Source organism: Solitalea longa (assembly GCF_002920915.1).
GTDB lineage: Bacteria > Bacteroidota > Bacteroidia > Sphingobacteriales > Sphingobacteriaceae > Solitalea > Solitalea longa.
On record NZ_PQVF01000012.1, the window covers coordinates 53191 to 70662 of the forward strand.

The following is a 17472-nucleotide window of genomic DNA, read 5'->3' on the forward strand; positions in this document are numbered from 1 at the left end:
AGGTCAAGAACTCTAAGTTGTGACCATTTTTAATCAAAAACCTAGATCAAAATCTTTAATTAACAGATGAAACTTGATATTCTGGTATTCGCTGCGCATCCCGACGATGCTGAATTATGTTGTGCAGGCACTATTGCCTTGCATGTGAAGATGGGCAAAAAAGTTGGCGTAATTGATTTAACACGAGGGGAACTGGGTACTCGCGGTACAGCTGAAACCAGAGCAGCAGAAGCCAAAGACTCATCAGCAATTTTAGGTTTGAGTGTTCGTGAAAATTTGGGTTTTGCAGATGGTTTCTTTGTTAATGATAAAGCCCATCAATTGGAAATAATTAAAATGATCCGGGAATATCGACCGGAGATCATTTTGGCAAATGCGTTAGCCGACCGCCATCCTGATCATGGGCGAGGTGGGCAATTGGTTCGCGATGCTGTTTTTTATTCAGGTTTGAGAAAGATCAGCACTTCCACTAAAGGAGAAATTCAGCATGAATGGAGACCTAAAACAGTATTTCACTATATGCAAGACCGCTTGTTCGTACCTGATCTGGTAGTAGGTTTTGGTCAGCCTGAAATGGATATAAAAATTGCCTCATTAAAAGCGTTCAAAACCCAATTCTTTAATCCCGATGACAAATCGAGCGATCCTCAAACTTATATTTCTACACCAGCGTTTTTCGAAACGGTAACAGGCCGGGCAAGGGAACTGGGAAAACCTATTGGTGCCGCTTACGGAGAAGGTTTTGAAGTGGAGAAAATGCTCGGTGTAAATGATTTGTTTAACCTTTTATAAGTCAACTTAAGAAACCTGAATCATACATCTATATAATTATCACTTAAAATGTTGTAAATTTCTGTAAAGCATATTTTATAGAAATTCACATGGATTTTAAGCGCTCTCTCTTCCTCATTTTACTGTTAAATTCATTCATTTCCAACGCGCAACCAGTTATTTATCCCTATAAAATAAAAGGACATATTGATGGCGTTGGAGATAGTAAAGCTTACCTTTTCTTTTATGATAAAAACAGGGGGCTTAGAATTGATTCGACTGATACACAAGGTGGCGACTTTGTGTTCTCAAGCGTAGTTGCAGAGCCCGTAATGGCTTATTTGCTAACTAAATCAGCCTATTATTCATCCAACTATAAAAAACAAACCCCCTTACGGTTTTTTATTGAAAATGGTTATACCATTGAGATCTATGGCAGGTATGGCCAGCTTGATAAGGCACAAGTTCAAGGAGGAGAGATCAATGCTGATTATGCACGTTATCAGAATTCAACCCAAATTATTAATGGTAAAATAAGCATTATTAACACTCAATTGAAAACAGCCGAAGCTGATGACAGAACTCAGCTTTTGAATGATTTGAGCGCCGCAAATAGTAAGTTGATTGAACAAACTGTTCAGTTTATAAAAAAAAACCCTGATGATTTATTAAGTGCCTGGTTAACAGGGAACGTTGTTGCAGAACACTTTCCTTTAGCAAGGGTGGAAGAATGTTACTATGCATTGAGTGCAGAGGTAAAACAAACAAGCTGGGGGAAAAAACTTTCGGCTCAGTTTTTCTCTGATAAAACAATGCATAAAGGAAGCAAAGCGCCGGATTTTAGCAAAAAAGGAGTTGATGGAAAAGATGTTTATTTAAGTGGCTACCGTGGAAAATATGTGCTGCTTAATTTTTGGTCTTCCTGGTGCGAGCCTTGTCGCTCCAATAACGCCCAGTTGAATAAATTGAATGAAGAATATAAGGATAAGAATTTTCAGGTCATCAACATTTCATTAGACAGCGATTTGGATCAATGGGTAAAAGCAATCAGGGCTGATCAGTTGAAAGGAGTAAACCTGAACGCATTTTTTAAAGATAAGGAGGGAAAGTTGGCGGTTAGTTACAATGTACGTTCATTACCTGAACAGATCCTTATTAGTCCCGAAGGCAATATTATCGAAAGGTTTACGGCAACAGAGAAAACCCGAAACAAGCTCAATTCATTGCTTAAATGAATAATTGCAGCATTAATTATCCCTCATTTATCAACTTAAAATTACTTTAAACTTTTAATTAAATTTATTTAGAATAATTAAAAATAGCATTTATATTTGCGTTCATTATTTTTAATCATTCCAAATAAAAACATGAAATCATCTATACTTAAATTACTCTTTATCTTATTTGCGTTAGCTAGTCCTTTATCAATATTTGCACAGTCAAATTTTGGTGCTGTAAAAGGCGTAGTGAAAACATCAGATGGTAAACCTGCCGAATTTGTAAGTGTTGCCATAAAAGGATCAACTAAAGGATCCACTACCAATGAAAAGGGGCAGTTTGAAATTAAAAGGCTTCAGGCAGGTGATTACACAATTATTGTTTCATCCCTAGGTACCGAAAGTCAGGAAAGAAGCATTTCAATTAAGTTGGGTGTTGTTTCGACGCAAGATTTTGTATTAAAAGAAAATGCTAATGCTTTAAGTGAAGTAGTAGTTACCGGTAATAAAAATAAATACAAGGTTAATAACCCATCTTCTTCATTACGAGTTGAAACTCCCCTTGCAGAACTTCCGCAGAACGTTCAGGTGGTTACGAGTAAAGTAATTAAAGACCAGCAAATTTTTGATATGCTTGAAGGGGTTACCCGCAACGTAAGTGGTGCTATTAAACTTGAGCATTGGGATAATTATGCCCTTATTAACATGCGTGGTTCACAGATAGCAGCATTTCGTAACGGAATGAATGTGCAAATGCCATGGGGCCCGCTTACCGAAGATATGAGCATGGTTGAAAACATTGAGTTTGTGAAAGGTCCTGCCGGGTTTATGATGTCATTAGGTGAGCCAAGTGGCTTTTATAATGTAGTGACTAAAAAGCCTACAGGTGTTAATAAAGGAGAAGTTGCGTTTACCCTGGGAAGTTTTAACACTTATCGAGCTACCGTTGATTTAGATGGCAAGTTGACCAAAAGAGGGAAGCTTCAGTACCGTTTAAATGTAATGGGCCAGCAAAAGGAGTCGTTTCGTAAGTTTGATTATAACGACCGTTATACCGTTGCCCCGGTATTAAAATATGAGTTCAATGATAACACTTCGATTACCGCAGAGTATACTTATCAATATTCAAAAATGGCAATGATCGGGGCCGCATATGTTTTCTCACCAAATGGTTACGGAGACCTACCTCGCAACTTTACAACTGCAGAAAAGAATCTTGCTCCGTCGTCAATTAATGACCATAGTAGTTTTTTAACTCTTAATCATAAGTTTAGCTCTAACTGGAAATTCACGACCCAACTGGCTTATTTTGATTTTAGCCAGGAAGGTAGCTCAATGTGGCCAAGCAATTTACTGGAAAACGGAGATTTATCTCGTGGTGTAAGTATTTGGGATGCGAAAGGTACCAATACGCTAGGACAGGTATTTGTTAATGGTGATGTGAAAACGGCAAATATTATCCACCGTATTATTGGGGGTGTTGATTTAGGCCGGAAACATTATTTGGCCGACTGGAGCCAGGGATTTGCTTTAGACGGTTCTCAAACCTTTAATATTTATAACCCTGTTTATGGAACCGTTCCTGAACTTCCTGCATTTGATCGTTCAAAACCATTGAAAGATCGTGCCGGAGATGATGAGTTACAAAAATACCTTGGGCTTTACGCTCAAGATGAAGTGAGCTTGTTTGATAATGCAGTGCGAGTTACTGTAGCTGGTCGTTATACATTTGTTAGACAAGATTTAGTAGACTGGAGAGGTGAGAATAGCACCAATGATGGCAAATTTACACCTCGTATTGGTGTAAGTGGATCTATTAACAAAACCACAACACTGTATGGATTATATGATCAGGCCTTTGTTCCGCAAGTTGGTAAACTTACCGAAGGTGGTGCAGTAACTCCTTATACAGGAGATAATATTGAGTTTGGTGTTAAAAAAGACTGGTTTGGTGGCCGTTGGAATACCACTGCAGCTATTTATAGAATCACTAAAAATGGTGTTGGACAAGCTGATCCGCAATCAGCCGATCCAAATAATCCAACTTATATCCAACTTGGAGAAACTCAGGCAAAAGGTATTGAACTTGATATCAAAGGAGAGCTTGCTCGCGGTTTAAACCTTGTATTCAACTACGCTTATACTAACAATAAAATTACAGAAGATACAAATCCAGCTTTGAAAGGTGAACTTATCCCCGGATATGCTAAACACTTAACCAATGGTTGGTTATCATACCGCTTTAACAATGGTTTATTAAAGGGCTTTGGAGCATCTGCTGGTTATCAGTGGCAAATTGATCGATCTACCTGGAATTGGGGAGCTGTAGACACTAAGGGACTACCAGATTATTTTAGATTAGATGGAGCCTTGTCATGGCAAAACAGCAAGTTTAAGGTTGATTTAAATGTGAACAACCTGCTTAATACTTATTTGTATACTGGTTCTGCTTATGATGTAAACTATGACGGAAAAACCGAATATTCATGGCAGTCAGAACCAGGCACAAACTTTCGTTTAGGTGTAGCTTACAAATTTTAACAGCCACTAATGACATTTAAAAAACTGATTGGAAAACTTCACTTATGGCTCGGTTTAACATCCGGGCTGTTAGTGTTATTTCTTGGTGTCACTGGATGTATTTTAGCTTTTCAGCGTGAAATTGAAAATACTGTTCAATCTTACCGTTATGTTGCAGCTGAAAACAAACCCATGCTGCCTCCATCTGCCATTCAAGTAATTGCAGAGAAGGCATTGCCGGGAAAGCATCCTCACAGTGTAACTTACCAAAGCAAAGCTGATGCGGTTCAGGTGGCGTTTTATAATGCTGATCCCGAGTATTATTATATCGCTTATATCAATCCTTATTCAGGTGAAGTGTTGAAGGTAAAGGATATGAATAGCGATTTTTTCAGGATCGTTATTATGGGGCATTATTATCTGTGGTTGCCACCGGCAATAGGTCAACCGATAGTAGCTTCTGCAACATTGGTTTTCCTGATCATGATGATCAGCGGATTGATTTTGTGGTGGCCCAAAAGCAAAGCAGCAAGCAAGCAACGATTCTCTATAAAATGGAATGCGAAATGGCGGAGGGTTAATTATGACCTTCATAATGTTTTGGGTTTTTATATGACCTGGGTTACTATTTTTATTGCCATAACCGGATTAGTTTGGGGATTCCAATGGTTTGCTAAAGGGCTTTACTGGACAACCTCCGGAGGTAAGAGCATGGTTGATTTTTATGAGCCATTATCAACCAAAGAAAAACAAGCGCTATTCGAAGGTCCTGCCGTTGATAAATTATGGAATAAAATGAATACAGAACATCCAAATGCAGCAGTGATGGATGTGCATTTTCCAAGTAGTGATTCTACGGCTATAGAGGTGGCGATAAATCCCGAAAGAGATACCTATTGGAAGGCTGATTATCGTTATTTCGATCAATATACCTTGCAAGAGGTTTCTGTTAAACATCTTTATGGTCGTTTTCAGGAAACTTCGGTGGCTGATAAGATTGCCAGAATGAATTACGATGTGCACGTGGGGGCCATTTTGGGATTGGCCGGTAAGATTATGGCATTTTGTGGCTCCTTGATAGCGGCAAGCTTGCCGGTTACAGGTTTCATGATTTGGCGTGGCAGAAGAAAGAAAGAATCAATGGTGAACAGAAAGGAAGGACGCTTTTCGAGTGAGGTTGAGTTCTAGGAAAAGAGTTTAAATTAAGTGATATCTTCAATAAAAATCCCGTCGAGGTTAAACACAAGACGGGATTTTGTATTTTGCTGTTAAAGGTCCTTAAGAATGGTTCTTACGGTTTCCATTCCCTCGTCAATATGTTTATGTTCCATCATTAAGGCCGGGCGGAAGCGTATTGTTTTTTCGCCGCATCCTAAGAACATTGTATTATATTCCATTCCTTTTTTAATGAACTTATCCCGCATTTCTTTAGTAGGGAAATCGAAAGCGTTCATCAAACCACGCCCCCTAACATTGCTAACTTTATCAGAATGCTCAGCGATGTTAAATAAATTTTCATGTAGATAATTACCCACCACTACTGAGTTTTCGAGCAGATGATCTTCTTCAATAATTTGTAAAACCTTGGTTGAACGAACCATGTCGGCTAAACTGCCACCCCAGGTAGAGTTAATGCGCGATGGGACCTTGAATACATTCGTTTCAATTTCATCCACTTTGCCTCCGGCTAAAATACCGCAAACCTGCATTTTCTTACCAAAAGCTAAAACATCGGGTCGCGCATCTTCTCCGAAATGTTCGTGGGCCCAAAACTTTCCGGTTAAACCAACTCCTGTTTGAACTTCATCATAAATTAATAAAGCGTCGTTCTCATTGCATAGTTCCCTCAGCTGTACTAAAAATTCGGTACGGAAATGATTATCACCACCTTCGGATTGGATTGGCTCTATAATTATGGCGCAAATGTCATCAGGATTATCAATAAATGCCTGTTTAATTTGATTAACCGCCAGCGTTTCTTTTTCAATTACCAGGTCATGTTTATCGTCACTGAAAGGGAAACTCAATTTAGGGTTAACAATACGCGGCCAGTTAAATTGAGCAAACCATTTGGTTTTATCGGGCAAAGTATTGGTTAAACTTAAGGTATAGCCCGAGCGCCCGTGGAACGATTGTTCAAAATGAATTACTTTAAAACCCTTTTCAACACGGTGTCCTTTTATAAAGTTTTTCTGAACTTTCCAGTCCATGGCGGTTTTTATAGCGTTTTCAACTGCTAAAGTGCCACCTGAAATGAAGAAAGCATGAGGCAGGTAAGAAGGAATTCCTACTCTTCCAAACGTTTCCACGAATTCGGCATATTGCTGTGTATAAACATCGGAGTTAGAAGGATTGATGAGAGCGGTCATCAGGAGATTCTTTTTAAACTCTTCGTCGTTCACCATCTTAGGATGATTGTATCCTAAAGGTACAGAGGCGAAACAGGTAAAGAAATCAAGAAAGGTGCGGTTATACCGCGAATCGTAGATGTAACATCCCTGGCTTTTCTCCAGATCAAAAATCATATCGAACCCATCGGCCAAGATGTGCTTGCCTAAGGTTTCATGAACGTCGGTAGGGGCGATCTTTAAGTTATACATAAGTAATTGGATGATTGGTATTTAACCAAATCTAAAAAACAAAAAGAAAACCCCCAAATATTGTTTTTTTAAAGGTTTTTGAACCGAAATAAAAATCGGTTTAAAATGTTTAAAGTATGTTTTTGAACCAAAATGAATTGTAGTCCAACAAAAAATTGTGGGTAGAATGGAAAGAAAGAGTCATGAATCAGGAGAAAAGAATCATGATTGTAAGCAATTTGACTTGCTGCCGAAGGTTACAACTGTTCGGTGGCGGACTGTTCATTGAGTCCCAGTAAGCCTGTTAAACCACCGGTATGTATGGTTAAAATATTAGATCCGGGTTTGAAATAATCTTTTTTTATCAGATCGAATAATGCGTACATCATTTTACCGGTATAAACATGATCGAGCAGTAAACCGGTTTTATTAAACTTAAAGAGCCAGTTCAGATAATCCATATTTGTTTTGGCATAACCACCCTGATGATAATCGAGATGCAATTTGTAATGATGCTCTGTACCGATTAAGTTTTGAATATCGGTATGTAAAAATCCGGCACCCTTTAAAACGGCTATTCCTTCAATCTGAGTAGATAAATTTCGATGGCTGGCACCCATAGCAATTCCTGCCAGTGTTGTTCCGGTTCCACAGGCCAAAAAAAGATGATCATAATGGTCGGTCAGTTCGTCCAATAATTCGGCACATCCCGGCAATGCAAGGTTTCCGGCTCCGCCTTCATCAATAAAATACGCATCTGAATCAGTACCAAAATACTGATCATATAACAACTCCTTATCTCGGTAAGCATCCCTGGAAACAAAAATGAAATTCATACCAAACTGGCTGCAGAGAAAAAGCTGATGATTAAGCTTTCGGGGTTCGTCACCGCGTACAATTCCGGAGGTTTTAAATCCGAACATTGCTCCTGCACAAGCCAATGCTAACAAATGGTTAGAGTAGGGGCCGCCAAAGCTTATTAAATGCCTTTTGTTAGTCGTATGGGCATCTGCTATTACATATTTCAGTTTACGCCATTTATTGCCCGAAATAAAAGGATGGATGAGGTCGTCGCGTTTAATGAATACCTTAAGCTGTTTCTTTTTAAACAATTCATTTTGGATCTCTTCAACCGGACTATAAATGGGCAGCATGAATATAAAGTTGGAAGTACGAAGGTAGAAGTCCAAAGTTAGAAGTGCGAATTTAGATTTGGGATTTTAGAATAAAAAAGAAGTACAATTGAGTAAACTCCCAATTGTACTTCCTAAATCTAAACTCTAAAATTTAAATTCTAACTTATCTTTATTTCCAGTCTAGGTTTAAACCGAAACCTGCATTGGCAGTTGGGTATTTAGCCAAGGTTCCACTGGCATGAACAGTAAACACCGCAAACTTTAAACGGAATCCGCCTGTTAAATTGGCTCCATTACTGTCGTTATTGCTAAAACCTATTGGGTTAACCAAAATTTCGTAGGTTGGTGTTCCTGCAGCGTTCACAGCTGTGGTAACCGGGTATTTGCCATACATTCCTACTTCTGATTTTGTACTTTGATAACCAACAGCTCCGAATACGGTTAATACAGAGATCTTTTTAGAGATGATCGCATTTGCCATAAAGCCTTTACTGGTAAATTCAATGCGTTGGTCAGCTGATGAGGCATCAAAGCTTTGTGATTTTGGCAATGCTCCTGCATCAGGGTTAAGTTCTAACTCTTTTTTGTATTTCAAGTTGGTAAATCCAGCCATTACGCTTAAGTCGAACGGAAGCATTTTAATAACCGGTATCCATTGCTTAATGTCATGTTTAAGTCCGAAACCTATTAAATTCACCGTACCGGCATTACCCATGTTAACAGTTGGTATAAATCGTACAGCTACCTCGGTTCCCTTTATTAAACCTACTGATACCTGAGCCATTGGGGCTGGGGCAAAGCTAATACCTGCTCCTTGTGGTAAATTGAATTGTGATAAAACTACATCGTTTCCTGAAACAGGGTGCTTACCCATTAGAGAAACCATTGGGCCTTCATTGCTTTTGCCCATTGCGGTTGGCGAAGTACTGTTCTCTGGACTAAATTTAATATTGGGAGATAAGCCGAGTTCATTAAGATTGAACGAACGACCGCTTGAAGGAACGAAACTAACACTTGGTGTAATGGTGATGTCAAACCTTCCTAAACCATGAGTTTTGGCAGTTTGAAACCAACCGCTATTTAAGCCGGTTCCAAAGCCTTTTAAGAAAGGATTCAGATATGCTTGCGCAAGTTTCCCAGCATCATCCTTAGCCTTAATAATATTTACCACATCATCTTGGGCAAAGGCATTTAAACCGAAGAAAAGGATAGTTAGGATTGCGGAAAAATGTTTTGTAAAGGTTTTATACATACTACTTTTTGTTTTGGTTTGCTATTTATTGGTCCTCAAAACTAAACTTTTAGGCTTTGGTTTAAAGAAGAATTAATTAACAATTGGGTAAAATATTTTCTTGAATAAGTATAATAATTATTAAAAGTTATCTTTGGATCTAATTTTTTAACCATTATAACTTTAAATTAAATTTCTGTTTATTAACATGAAAAAAATTACATTAATCATCTGCACAATTTGCTGTGCAGTGTTAGCTGCTAGTGCTCAAAAAATTAAATTACAATCTGGGGACATTAAAACATTAAAGGGAACAACCGAATTTAATGTTAAATACATTTATGAAAATATTACCGTTGGTAAGCTTACGGAGCAGGCTTATATTGAGAAGAAAGTATCGGAATATAACAAAGATCAGCAGGGAAGAGGTGATTCATGGAAGAAATCATGGATCGCAGATCGTCCGGCAAGATATGAGCCTAAGTTTGAAGAGCTGATGAATAAAAGACTTAGCGCGCAGGGTATCCGTTTATCAGAAAATTCAAATTCAAAATATACACTGGTCTTTAAAACAATTTTCATTGAACCTGGATTTAATGTGGGTGTTTGGCGTGAAAATGCTTCTATTAATGCGATAATTGATATTGTAGAAACAGCTAATCCATCTAACATTATTGCAACCATTACACTTGATAAGGCACCAGGAAAAGTGTTTGGTGGTTACGATTATGATACAGGTCTTCGCATTCAAGAGGCCTATGCTAAAGCAGGAAAAGAATTAGCCGAATTTTTAATTGATGAAGGACTTAAAAAATAGTTCTTCTTTTTAATGATAAATGAGGGCCCGTGTTTAATCTGCACGGGCTTTCTTTTTTCTATTTTAATTTATCTTTGCCCCATGTTGGAAAACGAAGAGTACAACGAGGAAGAATTTAATGAGCCGGAGGGTGCCGGCGATCTTTATGAGCATTTCAGGATAGTGGTTGACAAAGGTCAGTCACTGTTGCGTATTGATAAGTTTTTGATGTTTCGAATGGAAAATGCATCACGAAACCGTATTCAAAATGCAATAGATGTGGGAAATGTACTGGTGAATGATAAAGTGATCAAAGCCAGTTATAAGGTTAAACCACTGGATGTGATCTCCATCGTGATGCCTCACCCACCACGAGATACTGAAGTTTATCCGGAAGATCTACCAATTGAAATTGTTTACGAAGATGGTGACCTTTTGGTGGTGAATAAGGCTGCCGGCATGGTGGTTCACCCCGGTTATGGAAATTACAATGGAACATTGGTAAATGCCTTAGTATTTCATTTTCAACAGCTGCCAACTTTACCAGGAAATGATGGGCGTCCGGGACTGGTTCACCGTATCGATAAGGATACTTCTGGCTTACTATTAATCTCAAAAAACGAACGTTCCATGACTTATTTGGCTCGCCAGTTTTTTGATCATTCCATTACCCGTAAATATTTAGCCCTTGTTTGGGGAGATTTGGCAGAAGATGGTACGGTTACCGGTTATATTGGTCGCAGTGTTAAGGATCGTCGTGTACAAGATGTTTTTGATTCAGAAGAGAAAGGGAAATGGAGTGTTACTCATTACCGGGTTTTGGAACGATTGAATTATGTAACATTGATCGAATGTGAACTCGAAACAGGAAGAACACACCAGATACGTGCTCATATGAAAAGCATCGGTCATCCCTTATTTAACGATGAAACCTATGGTGGCGATAAAATATTAAAAGGAACCGTGTTTGGTAAATACAAGCAGTTTGTAGAGAATTGTTTTGAGCTGCTGCCACGTCAGGCTTTACATGCCAAAACCTTGGGTTTTATTCATCCTACCACTAAAGAATACATTCATTTTGAAACGGAGCTGCCCGATGACTTTAAAGCCGCTTTAGATAAATGGAAGAAATACTCAGCACAACGAGAAGAATAGTTTTATAGTCCATGGTCAGTAGTCCATAGTCTATAGAGAAAATGTGTAGTTGCTATTAACCATGGACTATGGTCTGTTTTTATAATATAAATAAGATGAAAGATGCGACTCGGTAAATCCGAAATCGTCACTCAAAAATCTACAATTCAATGGCTCAATTCATAAATTTTAATGGGGATATTTTACCCGCTCAGCAACCACTATTTACCACTAGTAACAGAGCTTTCAGGTATGGCGATGGCCTTTTTGAAAGTGTTAGGATGATCAAAGGAGAACTTAAGTTCTTACCTTTTCATGCAGAACGTTTGCAGCAGGGGATGAAGCTTTTAATGTTCTCGAATTATAAAACATTTACCGCAGATTTTTTAAACGAACAGGTGCATCAGCTGGCCAAAAGCAACAAGATATTTGATAACGCACGTATTCGTATAGCCATTTTCAGAGAAGGTGAAGGTCTTTACACACCCGAAACTAATAAAGGTTCATTTGTAATTGAAATGCAAAAGATGGATGAATCGGCTTATGAAACCAATAAAAAAGGGGTGATCATTGATTTATTCAATGGTGTACGCAAAAATTACAATCAACTTTCGGGAATAAAAACCAGTAACTGCCTGCCTTATGTTTTGGCTGCTATTCAAAAGCAACAAACCGGTGTTGATGATGTGATTTTGTTAAACGATGAGGGCTATCTGGTTGAAGGGATAAGCTCTAATTTGTTTTTGGTAAAGAATGGGGAGTTTTACACTCCGGCTTTAACAGAAGGCTGTGTTGCCGGTGTAATGCGCAGGGTAATGCTTGAAATGGCACTTCAAACCGGTTTAAAAATGCATGAGGTGAAAATTAAGCCCCAGGCTTTACGGGATGCAGATGAAATATTCTTAACCAATGCAACACAAGGTATTCGTTGGGTGGTTGGCTACCAGGAAAAACGCTTTTTTAACAGCTACTCTAAAATGCTTACCGATATGCTAAACCGGTTTTAGAACTTTTTAGTCCTGCCACATTACTTTTCGTTTTTTTTTACTTAAGCTATTGAAGGCAAGATAGGTGATACTGATTATTAAGGCAGTAAGCGCTAACGCAAACTTTGCAAGTATTAAGTAATGAACCACTTCATATGCTTTTTCGTTGATAGGAAAACCGGTGATCCATTTTTCAAGGTAAATATTTTCAATTACATCAATTATCCATGCCGCTGCCGGAAATACGATAAGCAGTAAAAAAACGCTTCTCAAAAATAATCCGGCTTTTACCGAGGCGGCATAGCACACAAGCATAATATATCCATAACAAAACGGCATAAAAAAATAATCAATTCGCAGGCTCTTAACTACACTATCTAGGGCCAGTGGTGTCATGCAATCTTTTAATTTGATGAAATCGGATGGACTTTCAGCGGTTTCAACCTGCATTATTGAAAAAATATTAAAGGGAGAGTTTACAGAGCACCGGTCATGCAGTTTGAAATTTTGGGATAATTGATGCATAAGAAAAAATGTTGTAAAAAAACCTATAAGAGAGAGTAGTAAAAGGTATTTTTTCATGATGCCAATGTTTCTTTAAGTTACCCATTTATTGGTTCTAACTAAAAGAAAAGTAATATCTTTCGGAAACTATCAACCTTAAGCAATGACTGAGAACAAACAATTGTGGGTTCGTCAAAACGCCATTATCATCTTCTTCTTCCTGGTGAAATTTGTACAGCTTTTTTTTACTTCTTCTAATTATGAGCTTCATCGGGATGAATACCTGTACATCGCTGAAGGTGATCATCTCGCCTGGGGGTATCTGGAAGTTCCTCCATTGGTCCCTTTTTTAGCATTTATTACAAAGAGCGTATTTGGCGGATCTGTTACAGCTATAAGATTGTTTCCGGCATTATTTGGGGCCAGTATGGTGGCCTTTGGCGGTTTAATAGCTCGCGAAATGGGTGGCAGGAAATATGCAGAAATTTTGGGTTGCTGTGCCATATTGTTTTCATCGGCATTTGTGCGGACAAGTATTTTGTTTCAGCCGGTAATTGCTGAGCTTTTCTTCTGGACGCTTTACTCTTATTTAATGGTCCGTTATTTAAATGAGCGGTCCACTAAAGTTTTAATTTTTTTGGGGATTGCTTTTGGTTTGGGAATGATGACAAAATACTCATCAGCGTTCTTCATTGTTTCCCTTTTATTGAGCCTTGCCATAACAACAGAGCGTAAAGTGTTTGTTAATAAGTGGTTTTGGTGGGCGGTAGCAATTGCTGTTATCATCTTTCTTCCGAACCTAATTTGGCAGTACAGCTATCATTTTCCGGTGGTGCATCATATGAAAGAGTTACGCGACACACAGCTGGTTAATGTTAACTGGGGAGATTTTTTAAAAGATCAGCTGATAATGAACCTTACAGTACTACCTGTCTGGATCATTGGTTTAGTTAGCTTATTGTTCTCTAAAGCACTGGCTAAATACCGAGTAATTGGCCTAACGGCCTTTTTTGTAGTTTTAATTCTGATGGTTTCGAGTGGTAAAAGCTATTATACATTAGGCGTTTATCCGGTGTTATTGGCTGCCGGTGCCGTGCAGCTCGAACGTTGGTTAGATGGAAGGGTGGCTTATTGGTTCAGGCCAGCGTTTGTCGTTGTTCCGGCTTTGCTGCTTTATTTAATTCTCCCAATTTGTGTTCCTTATTTGCCTACCAACAAAATGATTGATTTCGGAAAGAAAATGGTTGCCAAAGGTATTGATGGTCCTTGGCGTTGGGAAGATGGAAAAATTCATGATCTGCCTCAGGATTATGCTGATATGTTTGGATGGAAAGAGATCGCCGTTAAAGTGGCTCAAACCTATCATTCACTTTCGCCAGATGAGCAAAAGGAAACGATAATATTTTGTGACAATTATGGATTTGCCGGTGCGGTGCACTATTACAATCAACAGTTAAAATTGAATTTACCTGAACCGCAAAGCTTAAATGCAAGTTTTATACTTTGGACACCCGCTGAACTTAAATTTAAAACCATGATTTATGTTGATTGGGTACAAAATAACCAGGCGGGAGCTTTCAAACTATTTCACTCGGTTAAACAAACCGGGGCAATGACCAATATCCACTCTCGCGAAAGAGGAACAGGAGTGTATCTGTTACAAAAACCGGTGGATAATATTGATGAGCTGATTAAAGGTGCTGTTAAGGAAGAAAAGGCATTCTTTGCTGAAAATTAAATTTAACCACCGTGTTCAGAGTTTCACAATCTGCCTTCAGCTCCGTGAAACTCCCTGTCCTCTGTGGTTCTCATTCCTGTAAAAGTAGATTGGGAAGTGTGAGATGACTGGCTCATTCAATCATTCTTTCATTCCCTCCTTCAATCATTAAATTTTATAGCCTCTCAAAAATTCCTCAACGTTCATTCTTTTTTTACCCTGCAACTGGAGCTCTAAAACATTGATATAACCATCTGTTGTGGTAAACTTAAGGTGTTTTTTTCCATCCGAAATCACTGCACCCGGAGTTTTATCATGATGTTCCAATTGCTTTTCAACCTTGAAAAGTTTTAGTCCTAATCCGTTTAATTCAGAGAATGCGGTAGGGTATGGACTTAAGCCTCTTATAAGGTTAAATATCTTTTCTGTGGGCTGATCCCAGTCAATTTTACAATCGTCTTTAAATATTTTAGGGGCATGGTTTAAGTCCGAAATTTGTAAACCCAGTTCAGCAATTACCTCGTCCTGTGTTTTTGCTACCGCTTCATTGTTTTCAACGGCTTTCACGGTTTTTAAAACCAGCTCAGCGCCAATATGCATTAAACGGTCGTGAACCGAACCTGCATTATCCTCGTCGGAGATAGGCGTCTTTGCATTGAAAATGATATTGCCTGTATCGATCTGATGCTGTAAAAAGAAGGTAGTTACGCCAGTTTCTTTCTCACCATTAATAACCGCCCAATTTATTGGAGCGGCACCACGGTATTGAGGCAATAATGATCCGTGTAAATTGAACGTTCCTTTTGACGGCATGCTCCAAACCAATTCTGGTAACATACGGAATGCCACCACAATAAATAGATCAGCATTTAATGCTTTTAGTTCATCTATAAATTCAGGACTGCGAAGTTTTTCGGGTTGTAAAACTTTTAGCCCTTTTTCAATTGCGTATTTTTTTACCGCCGATTCTGATAATTGTTGTCCACGGCCGGCAGGTTTGTCGGGCACGGTAACAACCGCAGCTATATCATAATTATTTCTGACTAAAATATCTAAAGAGGCCACCGCAAACTCAGGTGTACCCATAAAAACGATCTTCATACTTTGCTAAATGAACTGCAAAGGTAAAGTTTCATAGCAGACTTATTATATGCAGCCACCAAAGGTTGGGTTTTTACAATCAAAAACGGAGCTTAAAGTTTAAGCTCCGTTTTTATTTCTGATTTCTTCGGAATAGATCATCTTTCGTAAAACTCCAACGGCAAACCATCCGGATCGGCAAAAAAAGCAAACTGCTTTCCGGTCAATGTGTCCACTCTGATTTCCTGAACTTCAATTCCTTTTTGCTCCAATTCAGCTTTTGCCGCTTTTACATCATCCACCTCAAAGGCCAGATGACGCAAACCACAAGCCTCCGGAAAAGAGGGGCGAGGCGGTGGATCGGGGAAAGAGAATATCTCAATAACATAATTTTCACCCAAAGCGAGGTCCAGTTTATACGATTGCCGCTCTTCTCTGAACGTTTCTCTCACAATTTTTAAACCTAATATGGCGGTATAAAAATGTTTACTGCGTTCATAATCCGAACAGAGAATGGCAATATGATGAACAGAATTTAGTTTCAGCATTATTTGTAGATCAAATATTTTTTACGCATTTGCTTGTATTTTGATAAGGCAGGCTCCCAGCTTTTGCGAATTTCTGTCTCGGTTTTGCCGGCAATAATTTGATTGCGCAATTGGTCGGTTCCGGCTAACTTATCAAAAAATAAGGTTTTTAAGAAAAAATTACTTTTATCAGGGTAGGCCTGATACATATCCAATAACCATTTAAGGTTTAAGCGTTTTGTTTTGGCAAACACCGTACAATCGAAATTGCGAAGATCAACACCATTACACACCTTATTTTCATGTGGCGGATTTTTGCTCATGCCTTGTATGCTTTTTGGAGTGAATGAAAAAGGTTGGTTACTAAGCTCGGGCGCGCCAAATGCCTGAAAAGGAAACATCGTTCCCCGGGCAAGGCTAATTTCAGTGCCTTCAAAAAAGCAAATGCTTGGGTAAAGGTAGATCGCCTGATTGTTTGGAAGGTTAGGTGAAGGCTTTACAGGCAGTTTATACGGTTTTTCGTGATCCCAATTTTCCATCGAAATCACTTTTAATTTACATTGAATACCTTCTTTAAGCCATTTTTCCCCATTAATCATTTTGGCATATTCTCCAACGGTCATTCCATGCACAACCGGAACCGGGTGCATGCCCACAAATGATTTGAATTTTGGATCCAACACCGGGCCATCAACATAAAAACCATTTGGGTTTGGCCGGTCAAGCACCATCAATTCCACACCGTTTTCAGCACAGGCTTCCATCACATAATGCAAGGTTGAAATGTAGGTGTAAAAACGAGCTCCTACATCCTGAATGTCAAAAATAACCAGGTCAACACCTTGCAGATCTTCCGGATAGGGTTTATAATGCTTGCCATAAAGCGATACAATGCTTAATCCGGTCTTTTTGTCAACGGTATTGTCTACTTTTTCACCTGCATCAGCGTCGCCTCTAATGCCATGCTCAGGAGCAAAGACAACCTTTATTTTGGTGCCCAATCGTTGCAAACTGTCAACCAGGTGAGTGGTACCAATTGTGGAGGTTTGGTTTACAACCAGTGCAATGGTTTTATTCTTCAGATAGGGAACATAACTGGTTGTTCTTTCCGCTCCGGTTATAATTTTTCCCTGTTTCTTTGATAAAGGAATAATGAACTGAGCATAACTGGTTATAGAGCAGGCAAAAAGGATAAAAAAAAGAAAGAAAAAAACTCTTTTCATAAAAGGTAACTCTGACAGATTGATTTGTTTGGTTTAAAATTGTTTACACAG

15 protein-coding genes are annotated in these 17472 nt (G+C 38.7%); 8 read left to right on the forward strand and 7 right to left on the reverse strand.

The genetic code is table 11. The features are described 5' to 3' along the window. Positions 1-66 precede the first annotated feature (66 nt). From bshB1 to C3K47_RS15960, 4 genes are all read left to right on the forward strand, one after another. The gene (gene bshB1, locus C3K47_RS15945; RefSeq protein ID WP_103790159.1) at positions 67-792 is read left to right on the forward strand and encodes a bacillithiol biosynthesis deacetylase BshB1; all 726 of its coding nucleotides are present in this window, start codon (positions 67-69) and stop codon (positions 790-792) included. 89 nt (positions 793-881) lie between these two features. Further along, a complete protein-coding gene (locus C3K47_RS15950) occupies positions 882-2006 on the forward strand; it encodes a TlpA disulfide reductase family protein (protein ID WP_103790160.1) in 1125 nt (374 codons plus the stop codon). A gap of 132 nt (positions 2007-2138) precedes the next feature. Beyond that, on the forward strand, positions 2139-4529 hold the full coding sequence (locus C3K47_RS15955; RefSeq protein ID WP_103790161.1) for a TonB-dependent receptor: 2391 nt from the start codon (positions 2139-2141) through the stop codon (positions 4527-4529). A 9-nt stretch (positions 4530-4538) separates the two neighbouring features. Then, the gene (locus C3K47_RS15960) at positions 4539-5696 is read left to right on the forward strand and encodes a PepSY-associated TM helix domain-containing protein (protein WP_103790162.1); all 1158 of its coding nucleotides are present in this window, start codon (positions 4539-4541) and stop codon (positions 5694-5696) included. Between the two features lie 80 nt (positions 5697-5776). On the opposite strand, the gene lat is transcribed toward C3K47_RS15960, so the two are convergent. The 3 genes from lat to C3K47_RS15975 all read right to left on the reverse strand — a co-directional run bounded on the left by lat (position 5777) and on the right by C3K47_RS15975 (position 9475). After that, positions 5777-7108, reverse strand: a complete 1332-nt coding sequence (gene lat / locus C3K47_RS15965; RefSeq protein WP_103790163.1) for an L-lysine 6-transaminase — start codon at positions 7106-7108, stop codon at positions 5777-5779. Positions 7109-7344: 236 nt separating this feature from the next. After that, on the reverse strand, positions 7345-8241 hold the full coding sequence (locus tag C3K47_RS15970) for a 1-aminocyclopropane-1-carboxylate deaminase/D-cysteine desulfhydrase (protein ID WP_103790164.1): 897 nt from the start codon (positions 8239-8241) through the stop codon (positions 7345-7347). A gap of 151 nt (positions 8242-8392) precedes the next feature. Continuing rightward, on the reverse strand, positions 8393-9475 hold the full coding sequence (locus C3K47_RS15975) for a DUF6588 family protein (protein ID WP_103790165.1): 1083 nt from the start codon (positions 9473-9475) through the stop codon (positions 8393-8395). Between the two features lie 187 nt (positions 9476-9662). Between C3K47_RS15975 and C3K47_RS15980 the strand changes: the two genes are divergently transcribed. From C3K47_RS15980 to C3K47_RS15990, 3 genes are all read left to right on the forward strand, one after another. Next, positions 9663-10271, forward strand: coding sequence for a hypothetical protein (locus tag C3K47_RS15980; RefSeq protein ID WP_103790166.1), 609 nt, complete (start codon positions 9663-9665; stop codon positions 10269-10271). 81 nt (positions 10272-10352) lie between these two features. Further along, a complete protein-coding gene (locus C3K47_RS15985; protein WP_103790167.1) occupies positions 10353-11405 on the forward strand; it encodes an RluA family pseudouridine synthase in 1053 nt (350 codons plus the stop codon). A 149-nt stretch (positions 11406-11554) separates the two neighbouring features. Beyond that, positions 11555-12391 (forward strand): aminotransferase class IV, encoded by an 837-nt coding sequence (locus C3K47_RS15990; RefSeq protein ID WP_103790168.1) that lies wholly within the window; start codon positions 11555-11557, stop codon positions 12389-12391. 6 nt (positions 12392-12397) lie between these two features. Here C3K47_RS15990 and C3K47_RS15995 read toward each other — a convergent pair whose 3' ends face one another. Beyond that, complete coding sequence (locus C3K47_RS15995; protein WP_133159401.1) at positions 12398-12952, reverse strand: hypothetical protein; 555 nt, start codon at positions 12950-12952, stop codon at positions 12398-12400. An 85-nt stretch (positions 12953-13037) separates the two neighbouring features. Here C3K47_RS15995 and C3K47_RS16000 point away from each other — a divergent pair, with 85 nt between their 5' ends. Continuing rightward, on the forward strand, positions 13038-14612 hold the full coding sequence (locus C3K47_RS16000) for a glycosyltransferase family 39 protein (protein WP_103790170.1): 1575 nt from the start codon (positions 13038-13040) through the stop codon (positions 14610-14612). Positions 14613-14759: 147 nt separating this feature from the next. On the opposite strand, the gene fmt is transcribed toward C3K47_RS16000, so the two are convergent. The 3 genes from fmt to C3K47_RS16015 all read right to left on the reverse strand — a co-directional run bounded on the left by fmt (position 14760) and on the right by C3K47_RS16015 (position 17421). Then, entirely contained in the window at positions 14760-15692 is a 933-nt protein-coding gene (gene fmt / locus C3K47_RS16005; RefSeq protein ID WP_103790171.1) for a methionyl-tRNA formyltransferase, read from the reverse strand. A 137-nt stretch (positions 15693-15829) separates the two neighbouring features. Next, the gene (gene gloA2, locus C3K47_RS16010) at positions 15830-16219 is read right to left on the reverse strand and encodes an SMU1112c/YaeR family gloxylase I-like metalloprotein (RefSeq protein ID WP_103790172.1); all 390 of its coding nucleotides are present in this window, start codon (positions 16217-16219) and stop codon (positions 15830-15832) included. Continuing rightward, the gene (locus C3K47_RS16015; protein WP_103790173.1) at positions 16219-17421 is read right to left on the reverse strand and encodes an exo-beta-N-acetylmuramidase NamZ family protein; all 1203 of its coding nucleotides are present in this window, start codon (positions 17419-17421) and stop codon (positions 16219-16221) included. Before C3K47_RS16015 ends, gloA2 begins: the two co-directional genes overlap by 1 nt. Positions 17422-17472 lie beyond the last annotated feature (51 nt).